Source organism: Nocardia cerradoensis NBRC 101014, assembly GCF_000308535.1.
Taxonomy (GTDB): domain Bacteria; phylum Actinomycetota; class Actinomycetes; order Mycobacteriales; family Mycobacteriaceae; genus Nocardia; species Nocardia cerradoensis.
The window spans coordinates 1-19,846 of the sequence record NZ_BAFW01000024.1 but is presented as its reverse complement, the minus strand read 5'-3'; the positions used below and the strand labels follow the sequence as shown (position 1 = coordinate 19,846).

Annotated in this window: 2 protein-coding genes; both read right to left on the bottom strand. The window is 69.7% G+C overall.

Annotated features, from left to right (window positions below; genetic code table 11):
- Nucleotides 1-3: 3 nt before the first annotated feature.
- A complete protein-coding gene (locus tag ON23_RS03750; protein WP_244970048.1) occupies nucleotides 4-597 on the bottom strand; it encodes a Uma2 family endonuclease in 594 nt (197 codons plus the stop codon).
- A gap of 126 nt (nucleotides 598-723) precedes the next feature.
- Nucleotides 724-19,846: non-ribosomal peptide synthetase (locus tag ON23_RS03745; protein ID WP_039776400.1), on the bottom strand; the 19,123-nt coding region annotated here is incomplete at its 5' end.

Below are 19,846 nucleotides of genomic sequence, written 5' to 3'. Positions count from 1 at the left end.
CCGTCAACGAAGCAAAGTTGCCGGGTCGACGGCAAATTCGAATGGCGCGTGCAGAGTGACCTCAGCGCCCGCCGCAGCCCGTTGAACTAGTTCGTATGCGCGGTCTTCCCCCAGGGCGTAGGCGAACAGGACCGGGAGGTCTTCGCCGGGAAGGCGCCCCTTGAACGAGTTGATCTCTACCCGCCAATAGTTGGGAATACCGGCATCCGCATAGAACGCGGGCTTGGCCATGCGATCTTGCAGGGTCGTGGATCCGGAAACGATCTCTACTGCGAGCAGAACCTGCTGTACGGGCACGCCACGATCATCCATCGGCCGAGTTCCCGTACCGACGATCAGATCGGGTATCGGCTCGTCATCACCGACGAGGACCCCTACTCCGGACATCACCCAGACATCTTTCGGCGCCTTGGTCAGTAGTTCCACGAGGAGCCACTGCATCACCACTTGATGCCGCGGTTTCGGGGCAGCATCCACGATGAGCTGGCCATTCAGCACCTCATAGCGGATTCCGTTTTCGGGCAGGTGGGCAAGATCGGCGGAGGTCCATCGATCCGTCATCGGCTGCAGCATCGACGCTGCATCAGGTGCCGGCATAGCCACGGAACCACCTCCACTCTGTGATCTGGGCGAATGCTTCCTCAGGATGCGTGACGAGTCTATCGGACCGGTAGGCGAAAAGCCGGTGCCGGAGAGCAGCCGCACCCCGTGCACCGGCCTCGATCACTCCACCTCGATCACCCGTACCTCGCCGTCGGCGGCATCGGTCGCCTCGCCCGGCACGGTGAACCAGTGGCTGACCTCGCCCTCGGCCAGGTCGCCGGCGATATCGCCGGTGGGCAGGACGGAGAGGGCGCCCGCGGTGGCGGAGGTCAGGAATTCCGCCAGTGCTGCCGGGCCCGCCGTCGCCGTGGTGTACGTGGTCGACTCGTAGTCGATCTCGTGCTCGGCGCGCAGGGCGTCGGCGTGCTCGAGGGCCTGCTCCTGGGTCAGCGTGCGCAGAGTGCCGTCGGCCGCCCGGACCACGAAGGCCGGATGGTCGTCCTGCAGGACCCGGACGCGGTCGGCGTAGGACACCGGATGTGCCTGCGCCGCATCGATTTCCGCGCGTACCTTCGGATCGGTCGGGACCAGCCAGCGCACCGACTTGGCCGCCGGTTCCAGCGCGATACCCCAGCCGGCGCCCGCGGCGACGATGTCACCGAAGGACAGGCCGTCGGCGAACAGCGCCGCGGCACCGGCCTTCTGGATCGCCCACAGCGCCACCACGGCATCCACCGAATGCGGCAGCGCCACCGCGACGATGTCACCGGGACCGACACCGCGCCCGATCAGTACCCGGGCCAGCTTCGACGACCGCGAATCCACCTCGTGATAGGCGATTTCGGCGTCGCCGGACAACAGCGCGGGAGCCTGCGGATCCTCCTCGACCACATCGCCGAGGGCCTTGGCGACCGTACGGCTGCCGACCCGGCCGGGCTCGGCGACCGGTTCGGCGGTCACCGCGGCGCCGGCGAGGATGCGCGCTCGCTCCTCGGCGTCGAGGATGTCGATATCGCCGACCGCGGCCGTCGGATCGCCGATCAGCGCGTCCAGCACCCGGCCCAGTCGCTCGGCGAGCGTGTGCACCTCCTCGGCGGTGAACCGACTGGTGAGGTACTTCCAGGTCACCTCGATCGTCGATTCGGCGGTCACCAGCAGCGTCAGCGGGTAGTGGGTCGCGTCGTTGGTGCCGACACCGGTCACCGACATGCCGTCGATCGAGCTCGCCGCGGCGATCGCGTCGGTATCCATCGGATACGACTCGAACACCAGCAGCGTGTCGAATTGTGCTCCGGCACCGGCGATCCGCTGGATATCGGTGAGGCCGACGTAGTGGTGGTCGAGCAGATCGGCCTGATCGCGCTGCAGGCGCTGCAGCAGCTCACCGACCGGCAGGCGGTCGTCCACACCGACTCGCACGGGCAGCGTGTTGATGAACAGGCCGACCATCGATTCCACTCCGGTCAGCTCCGGCGGGCGGCCGGAGACCGTCGCGCCGAACACCACGTCGTCGCGGCCGGTGAGCCGGCCGAGCAGAATGCCCCACGCGGCCTGCACCAGCGTGTTCACCGTGACCCCGACCTCGGCGGCGTACTTGGTGATCCGGCGCGTGCGGTCCTCGTCGACCTCGGCGACGAACTTCTCGATCTCGTAGTGCTCGGGCCCGCGCGCGGGGGGTGCGAGCTGGGTCGGCTCGTCCGCGCCGGCCAGTGCCCGCGACCAGGTGCGCAGCGATTCCTCGCGGTCGCGCCCGGCCAGCCAGCTCAGGAAGTTCCGGTACGAGGACACCCGCGGCAGCGCGGCGGTATCACCGCGCACCGCGTAGAGCACCAGCAGATCCCGCATCAGCAGCGGCATCGACCAGCCGTCCACCAGGATGTGGTGGGTCGTGATGGCCAGATGGAACGTCTCGGCGTCGGTCCGATACAGCGTGAACCGCAGCAGCGGTCCCCGCGACATGTCGAAGTGCGTCGCCCGATCCTCTTCGAGCAGGCGCTTCAACTCCGGAATCCGCTGCGGCTGCGCCAGATCCGTCAGATCGACGGTCCGCCACGGCACCTCGACCCGATCCGAGATCAGCTGAACCGCCCGGCCACCGGCATCGGTGACGAAGGAGGCACGCAGATTCGGGTAGCGGTCCAGGATGGCCTGACCGGCCGCCCGCAGCCGGTCCTCGTCGACCACGCCGCCCAGATCCACCACGGCCTGCATGGTGTAGACGTCCACGGTCTGCTGCGTCATCATCGCGTGGAACAGCAGACCCGACTGCAGCGGCGAGAGCGGCCAGACATCCGACAGACCCGGATCCTGCTGCTCCCACTCGTCGATCTCGGACTGCGCGACCTCGACCAGCGGCAGATCGGACGGCGTCAGACCGCCCGCTTCCGGCTGCTGGACGTGGTCGGCGAGCGCGGTCAGCGCCGCCACCCACAGATCCGCGAACTCCTGCACGCGCTGCTTGCCGAACAGCCCGGTCGGGAATGCGAAGGAGGCGGACAGCTGCGCGCCCTCGGGCCCGTCGGTGACGATCGCGTTGATGTCGATCGCGGCGTTGGCGGGCATATCCGGATCCATGTCGGCATCCAGCTGTCCCAGGTCCGCCACCGGCGCCCAGTCGAAACCGACCGGGCCCGAGGCGGTTTCGCTCGTCTCGGCACCCGCACCGGTATCCGCGCGGCCCAGATAGTTGAAGCTGATCTGGGGTGCGGTGCCGGTGGCCAGTTCGGCCGCGGTCGCGGCATTCAGGTAGCGCAGCAGGCCGTATCCGATGCCCTTGTCCGGCACCGCGAGCAGCTGCTCCTTCACCGATTTCACGATGTCGCCCAGCGCTTTTCCACCGCGCAGCGCGGCCGCCACATCGGCGTGGCCCAGATCCAGCCGCACCGGATAGGCACTGGTGAACCAGCCGACCGTGCGTGACAGGTCGGCGCCCGGAACCACGCTCTCCTCGCGGCCGTGGCCCTCGAGCTTCACCAGCGCGGCACCGCCCGCGGATTCCCCGCGCCACGTGCTCACCGCCAGCGCGAGCGCCGACAGCAGGCCGTCGTTGACGCCGGCCCGGTACTTGTCCGGCACACCGGTCAGCACCGCATCCGTCACCTCGGCCGGGAGCAGCACCTCGACGCGATCGACGGTGGCGAAGGTGTCGACCGCCGGGTCGAACGCCCGCTCACCCAACACCGGATCCTCGGCCGCCGAAATCTGCTGCCAGAACGGCAGTTCCGCGGTCCGCGTAGCCGCGGCGTCGACCAGGGCGTGCGCCCAGCGGCGCATGGAGGTGCCGTTCGCCGGCAGCGTCACGGCCTGATCGGACCGCAGCTGCGACCAGGCCACCGCGAGATCCGGGATCAGGATGCGCCACGACACGCCGTCGACCACGAAGTGGTGGGCGACGATCACGAGCACGTCCCGGCGACGCGGCGCGGCGTCGTCTTCCGCACCGGTGAAGGCGAACCAGAGGAACTGCGTCATCACCGCGTTCGCCGGATCGAGACGACCCAGCGCGGCGTCGTATTCGGCGCTTGCCCGGCGCGACAGTTCCGCCTCCGAGATGTCGCCGGGCAACTCGACCCGACGCACCAGGGCGTCGACATCGATCGCGCCCTGCTCCAGCGCCTCGAACGTCCAGCCGTCCGTGGCGTCCACGGCGGCGGATTCGTTGCGCCGCAGTCGGGTGCGCAGCACATCGTGGTGATCGACGACCGCGGCGACGGTCGCGACCAGGGTCTCCCGGTCGGTGTCGTCGGGCAGTCGCAGCGCCATGGCCTGCGAGAACCGCTGATACGACGAGCCGGTGCCGAGGATCGAGGCCATGATCGGCGTCAGCGGGATCTCGCCGACACCGCCGCCGGGCAGTTCGGCCAGCACCTGCTGCTCGGTCTCACCCGCGCGGGTGGCGATCTCCGCCAGCGCGGCGACGCTGCGCCGCTCGAAGACCTGCCGCGGTGTGAACAACACACCGCGCGCCTTGGCCCGCGAGACCAGCTGGATCGACAGGATCGAGTCACCGCCGAGCGCGAAGAACGAATCGTCGAGCCCGACCTGATCGACGCCCAGCACCTCGGCGAACACCTCGGCGATGGTCGCCTCGAGCGCACTGGTCGGCGCCCGGAACTCGCGCGGCGCGAGCTGGGGTTCGGGCAGCGCCTTGCGGTCGAGTTTGCCGACCGGAGTCAGCGGAATCTCGTCCAGGACCACGATCGCCGAGGGCACCATATGCGGCGGCAGCACCGCGGCCACATGGTCGGTGACCGCCGCGGGATCGACCGCGCGCCCCGGCACACCGAGCACGTAGGACACCAGAATCGTCGCACCGGCGGCGGTTTCGCGTCCGAGGGTGATCGCGAATTCGACATCCGGATGCCGGCCGAGCACCGCGTCGATCTCACCGAGTTCGATGCGGAAGCCGCGGATCTTCACCTGGAAGTCGGTGCGGCCGACGTAGTCGAGCTCCCACGGCACCTCCGGGCGGGCGATGTTGCCACCGCGCACATCCGGTTCCGCGTACCAGCGCACCACGTCACCCGTGCGGTACATGCGAGTTCCGGGCGCACCCCACGGGTTGGCGACGAACCGCTCCGCGGTCAGCCCCGGCCGATGCTGGTAGCCGCGGGCCACCGCACCACCGGACAGGAACAGCTCACCGGCCACACCCGGCGGCACCGGGTTCATCCGGGCGTCGAGCACCAGCGCCGACATGCCGTGCACCGGGGTGCCGATGGTGATGTGGTCACCGGGGAACAACCGCGCGTACGAGGAGATGATCGTCGTCTCGGTCGGACCGTAGGCGTTGAAGTACTTGCGCCCCGGCTGCCACTTGGCCAGCAGTTCCGGCGTGGTCACATCGCCACCGACCGACGTCACCAGCAACTGCTCCTGGTCGGCCGGATCCATCGTCCCCAGCACCGCGGGCGTGATGATGGTGTGGGTGACCTGCTCGGTGCGCAGCAGTTCCGCCAGTTCCGGGCCACCGATGATGTGCGAGGGCGTGATCACCAGGGTGGCGCCGATGTAGAACGCGCACACCCACTCCAGCACCGACGGGTCGAAGCTGGGCGAGCAGATGTGCAGGAACCGATGCTGCGGCTCCAGGCCGTACAGGCTCGTCGCCACATCGGCCAGGCCGCCGAGACCGGCATGGGTCACCGTGACGCCCTTGGGCTTACCGGTCGAACCCGAGGTGTAGATGACGTACGCGGGGTGCGCCATCTGCAGTGGGGCGCGCCGGTCGGCATCGGTCACCGGCGCCGCCGGCTGCGCGGCGCACAGCTCGTCGGTCGCCGGATCGTCGAGGATCAGCCATTCCACGTCGCCGGGCAGGTCTCCGACGTACGCCGAACCGGTGATACCCAGCAGCGCACCGGAATCGGTGAGCATGTGACGCACCCGATCCTCGGGGTAGTTCGGATCCACCGGCACGTGCGCGCCACCGGCCTTGGTGACGGCCAGGACGGCCAGCACCATCTCGTAGGACCGCGGGAACGAGACCGCGACCAGTTGCTCGGGTCCGACACCGCGTTCGATCAGCACCCGCGCCAGGCGCGAGGACCGGTCGTCGAGTTCACCGTAGGTGATCGATTCGCCGTTGTAGCGCACCGCGATTCGATCCCGGCCGAGCCGGACGCCGTGGCTCATCAGATCCGGCAGCAGGCCGGTCGCCATCACCTGGTCGCCGTGGACGTGGGTGAGCAGCTCGTATTCCTCGGCGGACAGCAGCGACAGATCGCCGACCGCGGTCTGCGGCTGGGAGACGATCGCCTCGAGCAGACGGGTGAACCGCTGCGCGAACACCTCCACCGTGGCCTCGTCGAAAAGATCACGCGCATAGGAGAATTCGGCGTACATGCCGTTGCGGCCGTCGTCGGATTCCCGAACCGTCAGCGACAGGTCGAATTTCGCGGTGTCGACGTCGAAATCCAGTGCCGAGACATGCAATCCGGGCAGTTCGAACGTGCTCTCGGGCAGGTTCTCGAACGACAGCGCCACCTGGAACAGCGGATGCCGCGCGGTGGAGCGTTCCGGATTGAGCAGTTCGACCAGCCGCTCGAACGGAATGTCGGCATGCGCGAAGGCCTGCAGGTCCGCATCCTTGGCGTGGCTCAGCAGCTCACCGAAGGTCAGCTCGCCGCGCACGTGGGTCCGCAGCACCAGCGTGTTGACGAACATGCCGATCAGATCGTCGAGTTCGGCCTCGCCGCGGCCCGCGATCGGGGTGCCGATCGCGATGTCGTCGGTACCCGACATCCGCGCCAGGAACAGCGCGAGCGCGGTGTGCACGACCATGAACAGCGTCGCGTTCTGGTCGCGGGCGGTGCGCTGCAACCCGTCGTACAGCTCGTTGCCGATCGGGAACAGCACCCGTCCGCCCTGGAACGACTGCACGGTCGGCCGCGGGCGGTCGGCGGGCAGGTTCAGCTCGTCCGGAATCCCGGCCAGCGCCTGCCGCCAGTAGTCGGCCTGGGCGCTGAGCAGGCTCTCCGGATCGTCCTCGGAGCCGAGCAGATCGCGCTGCCAGATGCTGAAATCGGCGTACTGCACCGGCAGCGGCGCCCATGCCGGTGCCGCGCCCTCGGCGCGCGAGGCGTAGGCCACCATCAGATCCCGGGTCAGCGGGCCCATCGACCAGCCGTCGGCCGCGATGTGGTGCGCGACGAAGACCAGCACGAAGTCGGTGTCGGTGACCTGGAACAGCCGGATGTGGAACGGAATCTGCGCGGTCACGTCGAAACCGGTCGTCACCGCGGCGGCGACGGCCTCGACCACGCCGGATTCGTCGATCCGCACCGGTTCGAGATCGATCGCCACCTCGGCCGGCGACAGCACCCGCTGCACCGGACCGGCATCGGTCTCGGGGTAGACCGTGCGCAGGATCTCGTGGCGTGCGATCAGATCGGCGACCGCATCCCGCAGCGCGGACACGTCGAGCGCACCGGAGAGCCGGATCGCCACCGGGATGTTGTCCACCGACGAGGTGGTGTCGAACTGGTTGAGGAACCACATGCGGTTCTGCGCCAGCGACAGCGGGATGTGCTCGGGGCGCGGTCCCGCGGTCAGCGGCGGCCGGCCACCGGCACCGGCCTGCTGTTCGACCTTGGCGGCCAGCCCGGCCACCGTCGAGGCTTCGAACAGCGCCCGCACCGGCACCCGGGTGTCGAGCAGCGCACCGAGGCGCGCGGCGACCTGGGTGGCCAGCAGCGAATTACCGCCGAGGGCGAAGAAGTCGTCGTCGGCGCCGACCCGCTCGACCGACAGTACGTCGGTGTACACCGAGGCGACCGCCTCTTCGATCGGTGTCGAGGGCGCCCGGAAGGCGGTGGTCTCGAATTCCGGTTCGGGCAGCGCGCGCCGGTCGAGTTTGCCGTTGATGTTCAGCGGCAACGCGTCCAGTTCGACGAACGCCGAGGGCACCATGTACGACGGCAACGCCGCGTTCAGCGCCGACTTCACCGCGTCGATGTCGAGGCTCGCGCCGGCCGGGACCAGATAGGCGACCAGCCGGTCGCCGATGCGCGGATCCGACTTGGCGAGCACCGCGACCTGCGCGATCTCGTCCAGGCCGAGCAGCGCCGACTCGATCTCGCCGAGTTCGATGCGGAAGCCGCGGATCTTGACCTGGAAGTCGGTGCGGCCCTGATAGTCCAGCTCGCCCCGCGCATTCCAGCTCACCAGGTCACCGGTGCGGTACATCCGGGTGCCGGGCTCGAAGGGGTTGGCCACGAACCGGTCGGCGGTCAGATCCGGCCGCGCGAAGTAGCCGCGGGCCAGCTGCGCACCGGCCAGATACAGCTCACCGGCGACGCCGTCCGGAACCGGGTGCAGACGCGAATCCAGCACGTAGACCCGGCTGTTCCACTCCGGCGCACCGATCGACACCGACTGCTGTTCGTGCGCGGTGACGCGGTGGCTGGTGATCGAGACCGCGGCCTCGGTCGGGCCGTACAGGTTGAACAGTTCACCGGCGTTGTCGCGGCGGAACCGCTGCGCGGTCGCACCCGGCAGCGCCTCACCGATGGCGAGCACGCGACGCAGCGAATTCGTCAGCGTCCCATCGGATTCGGTGAGCAATGCGTCCAGCATCGAGGGCACCACATGCAGCGTGGTGACCGCCTCGCGGGCCATCAGCTCGTTGAGGTAGGCCGGATCGCGGTGGCCGTCCGGAGCCGCGATCACCAGACGCCCGCCGGAGACGGCCGCGGACCAGAACTCCCAGACCGACAGGTCGAAGGTGGCCGCGGTCTTCAGCAGCACCGAATCCTCGGCGCCCAGGCCGAATTCGGCGGTCTTCCACAGCAATTGGTTGACCACCGCGGCGTGCGGGACCGCGACACCCTTCGGCCGCCCGGTGGAACCGGAGGTGAAGATGACGTAGGCGGTGTGCTGCGGCAGCAGCGGCGCGACCCGCTCGGCGTCCTCGATCGGCGAATCGTCACCGGTGGTGTCGAGATCGTCGACGCGGACCACCGGTGCGACATCGGTCTCGAACGCGGCATCGGCGTCGGTGAGCACACACACCACATCGGCGGTGTCGAGGATGTAGCCGGTACGTTCGGCCGGCTGATCCGGGTCCACCGGCACATAGGCGCCGCCGGCCACCGTCACCGCGTACATGGCGACCACCAGATCGACCGAGCGGCGCATCGCCAGCGCGACCCGTGACTCCGGACCGACACCGAGCGAAATCAGGTGGCGGGCCAGCAGATTGACCCGGCGGTCGAGTTCGGCGTAGGTCACCCGGGTGCCGTCGGCGCCGACCAGTGCGTCCCGCTCGGAGTGGGTGTCGACCGTCGCGTCCAGCAGCGAGGCCAGCGTCGCCGACCGGTCCACCGGGTGATCGGTGGCATTGCGGGCGGAGACCAGCGCATCGCGTTCGGCGGCGTCGAGCAGATCGATATCGCCGACCGCGGTGCGCGGTGCGGCCACGATCGCGCCCAGCATCCGCACGAAGCGATCCACGAAGCCCGCCACCGTCTCGTGGTCGAACAGGTCGGTCGCGTAGGTGAAGAATCCGGTGATGCCCTCGGGCGCACCAGTGTCGCTGTAGCGGTCGGTGGCGATCAGGTGCAGGTCGAACTGCGAGAGCTGGGTGTCGAAGTCCAGTCCGCTGACCCGCAGGCCCGGCAGTTCCAGCGTGGCCTGGGCCAGGTTCTGGAACGACAGGCCCACCTGGAACAGCGGATGCCGCGCGGTAGAGCGCACCGGGTTGAGCACCTCGACCAGCCGCTCGAACGGCACGTCGGCGTTGGCGAAGGCCTGGATGTCGATATCGCGCTGACGTCCCAGCAGTTCGGTGAAGCCGGCCCCGGCGTCGACCTGGGTGCGGAACACCAGCGTGTTGACGAACATACCGATCAGATCGTCGAGTACGGCCTCACCGCGACCGGCCATCGGAGTGCCGATGGCGATGTCGTCGGAACCCGACAGCCGCGACAGCAGGACCGCCAGCGCGGTGTGCACGACCATGAACAGCGTCGCGCCCTCGGTGCGGGCCAGATCGATCAGCGCGCGATGCAGCTCAGCATCGATGCGCATCTCGACCTTGCCGCCGGCGAAACTCTGCACGGCCGGACGCGGGCGATCCGCCGGCAGATCGAGCTGATCGGGCAGCTCGGCCAGCGCCTGCTTCCAGTACGCGACCTGCTTGGAGGCCAGCGAATCCGGATCGTCCTCGCTGCCCAGCAGTTCGCGCTGCCAGATGCTGTAGTCGGCGTACTGGACCGCCAGCGTCGCCCAGTTCGGCGCCAGCCCGGCCGCGCGGGCCGCGTAGGCGGTCATCAGATCGCGGGTCAGCGGGCCCACCGACGAACCGTCGCCGGAGATGTGGTGCACGACCATCGCGAGCACGTATTCGCCTGCGCCGCCGGCGGTTTCGGTCTCGCTGCCGGAGCGGACCTCGAACAGCGCGACCCGCACCGGCACCTCGGTGGTGACGTCGAAACTGGTGTTGATCAGCGCGACCACCTCGGACTCCACCGCGGCGGCATCGACCACGCGCAGTTCGAGTTCCGGAATCGCCTGGGCCGCGGGCAGGATCACCTGCACGGGGCCCTGGTCGGTCTGCGGGTAGACGGTCCGCAGGATCTCGTGGCGCGCCACCAGATCCGCCATCGCGGTCCGCAGCGCCGACACGTCCAGGGCACCGCTCAACCGCACCGCGATCGGCACGTTGTAGGCGGCCGAGGCGGTGTCGAAGCGGTTGAGGAACCACATCCGCTGCTGCGCCAGCGACAGCGGGATCCGCGGCGGGCGCGGTGCGGCGGTCAGCGCGCGGCGACCGCCGGCGTCGGCGTGGTGCTCGACCCGGGTGGCGAGCGCGGCGACCGTGGAGGCCTCGAACAGCAGGCGCACCGGCACCCGGGTGTTCAGGGCCTCGCCCAGGCGCGCGGCGACCTGCGTGGCGAGCAGCGAGTTACCGCCCCACGCGAAGAAGTCGTCGTCGCGGCCCATCGTGCCGGATTCCTTGCGCAGCACATCGGCGAAGGTGTTGGCGACGATCTGCTCGATCGGGGTCACCGGCGCGCGGAAGACGGCCTTCTCGAAGACCGGTTCGGGCAGCGCGGCCCGATCCAGTTTGCCGTTGGCGTTCAGCGGCAGCGCGTCCAGCTGCATGAACACCGACGGCACCATGTAGGACGGCAGCTGTTCGGCCAGTGCGGCCTGCAATGCCTGCTTGTCCAGTTCGGCGGTGCCGACCACGTAGGCGACCAGGCGATCGCCCAGATTCGGATCCGCGTGCGCCACCACGGCGGTCGCGGTCACGACCGGCTGCCGCAGCAGCACCGCCTCGATCTCGCCGAGTTCGATGCGGAAGCCGCGGATCTTCACCTGGAAGTCGGTGCGGCCCCGGTAGTCCAGTTCACCCCGCTCGGTCCAGGCCACCAGGTCACCGGTGCGGTACATCCGCGTGCCCGGCGCCCCGAACGGATCGGCGACGAAGCGGTCCGCGGTCAGATCCGCACGGCCGAAGTAGCCGCGCGCGAGCTGCGCACCGGCCAGGTACAGCTCACCCGGCACACCCACCGGAACGGGCCGCAGCCGCGAATCCAGCACGTACACCCGGCTGTTCCACTCCGGCGCACCGATCGACACCGATTGGCGGTCGGCGGTGGTGACGCGATGGCTGGTGATCGAGACCGCGGCCTCGGTCGGGCCGTACAGGTTGAACAGCGCGGCCTCGGCGGTCTCCAGGAAGCGCTGTGCGGTCGCGGCCGGCAGCGCCTCACCGATGGCGAGCACCCGCTTCAGCGACGAGCTGAGCATGCCTTCGCTCTCGGTGAGCAGCGCGTCCAGCATCGACGGCACCACGTGCAGTGTGGTGACGGCGGTGCCGAGCATCAGCTCGTTGAGGTAGGCCGGATCGCGATGCCCCTCCGGCGCGGCCACCACCAGGCGGCCACCGCAGGCGGCGGCGGTCCAGAACTCCCACACCGACAGGTCGAAGGTCGCCGCGGTCTTGAGCAGCACCGAATCCCCGGCGCCGAGGCCGAATTCGGCGATCTCCCAGCGCAACTGGTTGACGATCGCGCCGTGCGACACCACCACGCCCTTGGGGCGGCCGGTGGAACCGGAGGTGAAGATCACGTACGCGGCGTTGCCGGCGGTGAGTTCACGCAACCGCTCCCCCGCGGTGATCGGCGCCGCCGAGTAACCGGAGAGCTCGAGCCCGTCGAGTTCGATCACCGGACGCTGCGGGGTCCAGCGCAGTGCGCTCTCCTCGTCGTCGCCGGAGGTGGCCGCGACGACGGCCGAGGTGGTCAGCACACAGGCGGGGGCCGCCGTCTCGAGGATGTAGTCGATGCGTTCGGCGGGCTGGCCCGGATCGATCGGCACGTAGGCCGCGCCGGTCTTGGCCACCGCGTACATCGCGACGATCAGCTCCACCGAGCGGCCCAGTGCCAGCGCCACCCGATCCTCGGTGCCGATACCGCATTCGACGAGGTAGCGCGCCAGGCGGTTCACCCGCGCGTCGAGGTCGCCGTAGGTCAGCACCTGCTGCGCCGTTCCGGTGGCCTCGGTGTCGACCACCAGCGCGACCGCGGTCGGATCGGCGGCGACCGTCGCATCGAGCAGCGACACCAGCGTCGCCTCGGTGTCGATCGGATGGGCGGTCTCGTTCCACTGCCGCAGGATCCGCTCGTTCTCGGCCGGATCCAGCAGGTCGATATCACCGACCGGGGCGGACACGTCCGCGATCACCGCATCGAGCACCCGGACGAACCGGTCCGCGAAGCCCTGCACCGTCGACTCGTCGAAAAGGTCGATGGCATAACCGAATTCGGTGATGATCTCGGCCGGTGAACCGTCCTCGGCATAGCGGTCGTAGAGCGTCACGTGCAGGTCGGTCTTGGCAAGCTGGGAATCGAAATTCACCGCACTCACCGACAGACCGGGCAGCTCCAGGGCGGTCTCGGCCAGGTTCTGGAACGACAGGCCCACCTGGAACAGCGGGTTGCGCGCCGTGGACCGCACCGGATTGAGCACCTCGACCAGCCGCTCGAACGGCACGTCGGCGTTGGTGAACGCCTCGAGGTCGCGCTCGCGCACGTCGGCGAGCAGTTCGGCGAAGCTGGCATTGCCGTCGATGCGGGTGCGGAACACCAGCGTGTTGACGAACATGCCGATCAGATCGTCGAGTTCGCGCTCACCACGTCCGGCGATCGGAGTGCCCACGGCGATGTCGCCGGTCCCCGAGAGCCGCGAGAGCAGGACGGCCAGCGCCGCGTGCACGACCATGAACAGCGAGGCGTTGTTCGCGCGCGCCAGCTCGTGCAGGCGGGCGTGGCGCTGCGGGTCGATCTCGAAGCGAATCGCCTTGCCCTGGAACGACTGGGCCGGCGGACGCGGACGGTCGGTCGGCAGTTCCAGCTGATCCGGCAGCCCGTCGAGAGCCGCGGTCCAGTACGCCACCTGCTGGGCGGCCAGCGATTCCGGATCCTCCTCGGATCCGAGCACCTCGCGCTGCCACAGCGCGTAATCGGCGTACTGCACCGGCAGCGGCGTCCACTGCGGCGCCTCGCCTTGGACCCGTGCGGCATAGGCCGCCATCAGATCGCGGGCCAGCGGTCCCATCGAGGAGCCGTCGGCGGCGACGTGGTGGACGGTGAACGCGAGGACGTGTTCCTCGGCCGACTGGTCGCCGCCGGTGATCCGGAACAGCGCGACCTTCAGCGGCACCTCGGCGGTGACGTCGAAGGTGGTCATCGCGAATTCGATGATGCGGTCCAGCAATTCGGACTCGTCGACCGCCACCGGCTCCAGCGGAGGCGCGGTTTCGGTCGCGGGCAGGATCACCTGGTGCGGGCCGTCCGCCGAACGCGGGTAGGTGGTGCGCAGCACCTCGTGGCGGGCCAGCACGTCACCGAGCGCGCGTTCCATGGCCGCGACGTCGAGCGCGCCCGACAGCCGCACCGCGAGCGGAATGTTGTCCACCGCGGAGGTGGTGGTGTCGAACTGGTTGAGGAACCAGTAGCGCTGCTGCGCCGGTGAGAGCGGAATCCGTTGCGGCCGTTGCCCGGCCACCAACTTCGGCCGGGTCCGGCCGGATCCGGCGCCCTGCTCCAAGCGCGCGGCCAGGGCGGCGACGGTCGATGCCTCGAACAGATCGCGCACCGCCAGCTGGGTGTCGAGCGCGGCGCCCAGGCGGGCGGTCACCTGGGTGGCGATCAGCGAGTTGCCGCCCAGTTCGAAGAAGTCGTCGTCGAGGCCGACCCGGGTCACACCCAGCACATCGCTGAACGTGCCGGCCACGATCTCCTCGATCGGGGTGGCCGGGGCGCGGAACTGCCGGGCCTCGAACACCGGCGCCGGCAGCGCCTTGCGGTCCAGCTTGCCGGAGGCGTTGAGCGGGAACGCGTCCAGCACCACGAACGCCGAGGGCACCATGTAGCCGGGCAGCGCCTCGCCGAGTTCGGTGCGCACCGCGTCGGCGTCGACGATGGCGCCGGCCGCGGGCACCACGTAGGCGACGAGCTGATCGCCGAGCCGGTCGTCGGAGCGCACGACCACCACGGCCTGCGCGACCGCGTCGACCGCCACCAGCGCCGATTCGATCTCGCCCAGTTCGATGCGCAGACCGCGCAACTTCACCTGGAAGTCGGTGCGGCCCAGGTATTCCAGTTCGCCGGCGGAGTTCCAGCGCACCAGGTCACCGGTGCGGTACATCCGCTCGCCCTCCCCGAAGGGGTTGGCCACGAACCGATCCGACGTCAGATCGGCGCGCGCGACATAGCCGCGGGCCAGCTGATCACCGGCCAGATACAGTTCGCCCGCGACGCCGGTGGCGACCGGGTGCAACCGCGAATCCAGCACGTAGACACGGGTGTTCCACACCGGACGGCCGATCGGCACCGCGACGGTGTCGTCCTCGGTCACCTCGTGATAGGTCACGTCGACCGCGGCCTCGGTCGGGCCGTAGAGGTTGTGCAGCCGGGCGCCGGTCAGTTCGATCAGGCGCTGGGCGGTGACCGCGGGCAGCGCCTCACCGGAGGCGAACACCCGGCGCAGCGTCGTGCAGTCGGCGCCGGAGGCGTCCAGCGCGGCGACGAACACCGACAGCATCGACGGCACGAAGTGCACGGTGGTGATGCGCTCGGCGTCGATCAGCTCCGCCAGATAGGCCGGATCGCGGTGGCCGTCGGGCTTGGCGACGACCAGGCGCGCACCGACCTGCAGCGGCCAGAAGAACTCCCACACCGACACGTCGAAGGTGGCGGGCGTCTTCTGCAGCACGACGTCGTCGAGGTAGAGGTCGTACTCGTCCTGCATCCAGGCCAGGCGGTTCACGATCGCGGCATGGCTGACGGCCACACCCTTCGGCCGCCCGGTGGAACCGGAGGTGAAGATCACGTAGGCGGTGTGCGCGGGACGCAGCGGCGCGACGCGGTCGGCATCGGTCACCGGGTCGTCGGCGTACTCCGACAGCTCCAGACCGTCGATCGCCACGACCGGTGCCTCCGGCCGCGCCGCGAGCGGGCTGTCCGCGGTGGTCAGCACGCAGACCGGATTCGCGGTCGCGAGCACGTATTCGGTGCGCTCGGCCGGGTGGTCGGGGTCCAGCGGCACGTAGCCGCCACCCGCGACCGTCACCGCGTACATGCCGACGACCAGCTCCAGCGAACGCCGCATATGCAGCGCCACCAGCGAATCCGGGCCCACGCCCTGCTCGATCAGGTAGCGGGCGAGCCGGTTCACCCGGGCCGCCAGCTCGCCGTAGGACAGAGTCGTCCCCTCGAACGTGAGCGCCGGTTCGTCGGGATCGCGTTCGACCTGCCTGTCGAACATCGAGGCCAGTGTCAGCGCGACGGTTCCGGCCGCGCGGCCGAGGACGACGCGGTCGACGTCGTAGGCGGTCGCGTTCCAGTTGTCGACGATGGTGCGGCGTTCGACGGCGTCGAGCAGGTCGATATCGCCGAGTGCGGCGGCCGGATCCGCGGTCACCGCGTCCAGCATCCGGACCAGGCGATCGGCGAAGGCCGCGACCGTCCGGGCATCGAACATGTCGGTGGCATAAGCCAATTCGGCCGACATACCCTCCGCGGAACCGTCGGCGCCGAAGCGCTCGGTGAGGTTCAGGTGCAGATCGAACTTCGCGGTCAGCACATCCAGCGGCAGGCCGCCGACCTCGAGATCCGGCAGCGCGAACGACGCCTCACCGGTGTTCTGGAACGACAGCATCACCTGGAACAGCGGATGCCGCGCCTGCGAACGCGCCGGATTCAGAATCTCCACCAGCCGCTCGAACGGCAGATCCGCATGTCCGAAGGCGGCGAGATCGGATTCCTTGGTGCGCGCGAGCAATTCGGTGAACGACATCGCCGGATCGACGCTGCTGCGCAGCACCAGCGTGTTGACGAACATGCCGATGGCATCGTCCAGCGCGGCCTCACCACGGCCCGCGACGGCGGTGCCGATGGCCAGATCGTCACTGCCGGACAGCCGCGCCAGCAGCGCCGCGAAGGCCGCGTGCGTCACCATGAACAGGCTGGCGCCGTGGGTGCGGGCCAGCGCGTTCAGCCGGCGCACCAGTTCGGCGTCGAGCGAGAACTCGTGCACGCCACCGCGATACGTGGCGACCGCGGGACGCGGACGGTCCGCGGGCAGATCCAGCTGGTCGGGCAGGCCCGCCAGATGTTGCGACCAGTACGAGACCTGCTGGGCGATCAGCGATTCCGGATCGTCCTCGGAACCGAGCGTTTCCCGTTGCCACAGTGCGTAATCGGCGTACTGCACCGGCAGCGGCGCCCAGCCCGGCGCGGCGCCCTGCGAACGCGCCGCGTAGGCGAGCATCACATCGCGGGCCAGCGGCCGCACCGACCAGCCGTCACCGGAGATGTGGTGGACGACGAAGACCAGCACGTAGTCCGGCGCCGGCTCGCCCGCGCCGTTGCCGCTCGCGTGCTCGACGCGGAACAGCTTGGCGCGCACCGGAACCTCGGCGGTGACGTCGAAGCCGGTGAGGACCTGTTCGCGCACCCGCTGGGGCAGTTGCGCCTCGGTCACCGGTTCGGCGTCCAGTTCCACCGCGTCGCGGTCGGCGGGCAGGATCACCTGCACGCCCTGGCCTTCGGAGGTTTCCGGGTAGACCGTGCGCAGCACCTCGTGGCGTTCGATCACATCCGCGACCGCCTCGCGCAGGGCGTCGACGTCGAGCGCTCCGGTGAGCCGGACCGCCATCGGGATGTTGTTGACCGCGCTGGCGGTGTCGAAGCGGTTGAGGAACCACATCCGCTGCTGTGCCAGCGAGAGCGGAATCTCCTCCGGTCGCGGCCCCGCCACCAGGGCGCGGCGGCCACCGGAACCGGCGTGCGTCTCCAGCCGGGCGGCCAGCGCCGCCACGGTCGGCGCCTCGAACAGGGTCCGCACCGGGATGCGGGTGTTCAGCGCCTGGCCCAGGCGGGCGACCACCTGGGTGGCGATCAGCGAGTTGCCGCCCAGTTCGAAGAAGTCGTCGTCGAGACCGACCGGCCGGGCGTCGGTGTCGATGCCCAGCACCTCGGCGACGGTGGCGGCGACGATCTCCTCGACCGGAGTGGTCGGGGCGCGGAATTCCCGTGCCTCGAATTCCGGTGCGGGCAGCGCGCGCCGGTCCAGCTTGCCGTTCGCGCTCAGCGGCAGGGCGTCGAGCACGACGATCGCGGCCGGAACCATATAGGAGGGCAGCCGCGACGCGAGCTGCGCGCGAACCGCGTCGACATCGATCTCACCGGCGCCGGCGGCGGGCACGACGTAGCCGACCAGCTGTTCGCCGATCCGCTCGTCGGAACGCACCACGGCCACCGCCTGCGCGACCGAATCCTGTGCGGTGAGCGCGGATTCGATCTCGCCGAGCTCGATGCGCAGACCGCGCAACTTCACCTGGAAGTCGGTGCGGCCCATATATTCGATGGCACCGTCGGCGCCGCGGCGTACCAGGTCACCGGTGCGGTACATGCGAGAACCGCTGCCGCCGAACGGATTCGCGACGAAGCGGTCCGCGGTCAGGTCGGTGCGGCCGAAGTAACCGCGCGCCAGCTGCGCGCCGGCCAGATACAGCTCACCCGCGACACCGGCCGGAACCGGATGCAGCCGCGCGTCCAGGATGTAGGCCTGCGCGTTCCACACCGGCAGGCCGATCGGCACCGCGCCGGCGATATCCGCGGCCACCGGCATCGCGGTGGCGTGCACGGTGAATTCGGTGGGTCCGTACAGGTTGTGCAGTTCGGCGGTGCCGATGCGACGGTAGGCCCGCGCGGCGTCGGCGGTGAACGCCTCACCCGCGATCAGCAGGGTGCGCAGCGACGACACCTCCGCGGCCGCACCCGCGTGCACGCTGTCGGAGAACACCGACAGCATCGACGGCACGAACGAGGTCATCGTGACCCGCTGGGTCGCGATCACCTCGGCGAGGTAGCCGGGATCGCGGTGGCCGTCCGGCGCCGCGATCACCAGGCGCGCGCCGGTGGCGGTCGCGCCGAACAGCTCCCACACCGACACGTCGAAGGTCGGCGGTGTCTTGAACAGCACCACGTCATCGGCGCCGATGCCGTATTCGGCGGTGATCCAGCGGATCTGGTTCACCACCGCGGCCTGCGAGACCGCCACGCCCTTCGGCCGTCCGGTGGAGCCGGAGGTGAAGATCACGTAGGCGAGGTGCTCCGGCCGCAGCGGTGCACGCCGTTCGGTGTCGTCGAGTTCGCCGTCCGGGTAGCCGGACAGGTCCAGCTCGTCGATGCGCACGGCGGTCGCGGCACCCTCCAGCGCGCGATCGATGTCCGCGCCGTCGCGTGCGGTGGTGAGCACGGCGATCGGGGCGGCGGTGTCGACCACGTAGCGGGTGCGCTCACCCGGCTGTTCCAGATCCAGCGGCACGTACGCGCCACCGGCCTCCAGCACCGCGTAGGCGGCAACGACTAGGTCGAGCGAACGCCGCACGGCCAGTGCCACCCGCGCGTCCGGGCCCACACCCGCCTCGACCAGATACCGCGCGAGTCGCTGTGCCCGCGCCGCGAATTCGGCGTAGGTCAGCGTGAGGCCGGCTTCCGGATCGACGACCGCGACCGCGTCCGGGGTCTGCTCGACCTGGGCGTGGAAGTCGGCCAGCAGGGTGGTCGCACCTTCGCGGCGCACCGGCAGATGCCGTGCCGTGTTGTTCCAGCCGCGCAGTTCGCGCGCCGCCTCGGCCGGAGCGAGCAGATCGATGTCGCCCACCCGGGCCGCGGGCTCGGCGACCACGGCGGTCAGCACCCGCACCAGGCGGTCGGCGAAGCCGGCGATCGTCTCGCCGTCGAAAAGGTCGGTGGCGTAGACGAATTCGGCGGTGATACCGGCGGTCGCGGCGGCACCGTCGGCCGTCTCGACGGTCTCCTCGGTGAGCACGAGTTGCAGATCGAACTTCGCGGTGTCGATCGGCAGTTCCACACCGCTGACCGTCAGCCCCGGCAGTTCCAGGGCGTTCTGGCCGGTGTTCTGGAACGACAGCATCACCTGGAACAGCGGATGCCGCGCCTGCGAACGCGCCGGGTTCAGAATCTCCACCAGCCGCTCGAACGGCAGATCCGCATGCCCGAAGGCCGCGATATCGGTGCTGCGCACCGACTGCAGCAGATCGGTGAAGCTCGCGCCGCCGTCGATCTCGGTCCGCAACACCAGGGTGTTGACGAACATGCCGATCAGATCGTCGAGCGCGCGCTCACCGCGGCCGGCCACCGGCGTGCCGATGGCGATATCGGCCTCCCCGCTCAGCCGCGACAGCACCAGCGCCAGCGCCGCGTGCGTGACCATGAACATGGTCGCGCCGCGAGTGCGGGCCAGTTCGGCGAGCCGGGCGTGC

Coding starts and splice junctions, on each gene's coding strand:
- ON23_RS03750 (WP_244970048.1), bottom strand. CDS start 597: ATGCCGGCACCTGATGCAGCGTCGATGCTGCAGCCGATGACGGATCGA.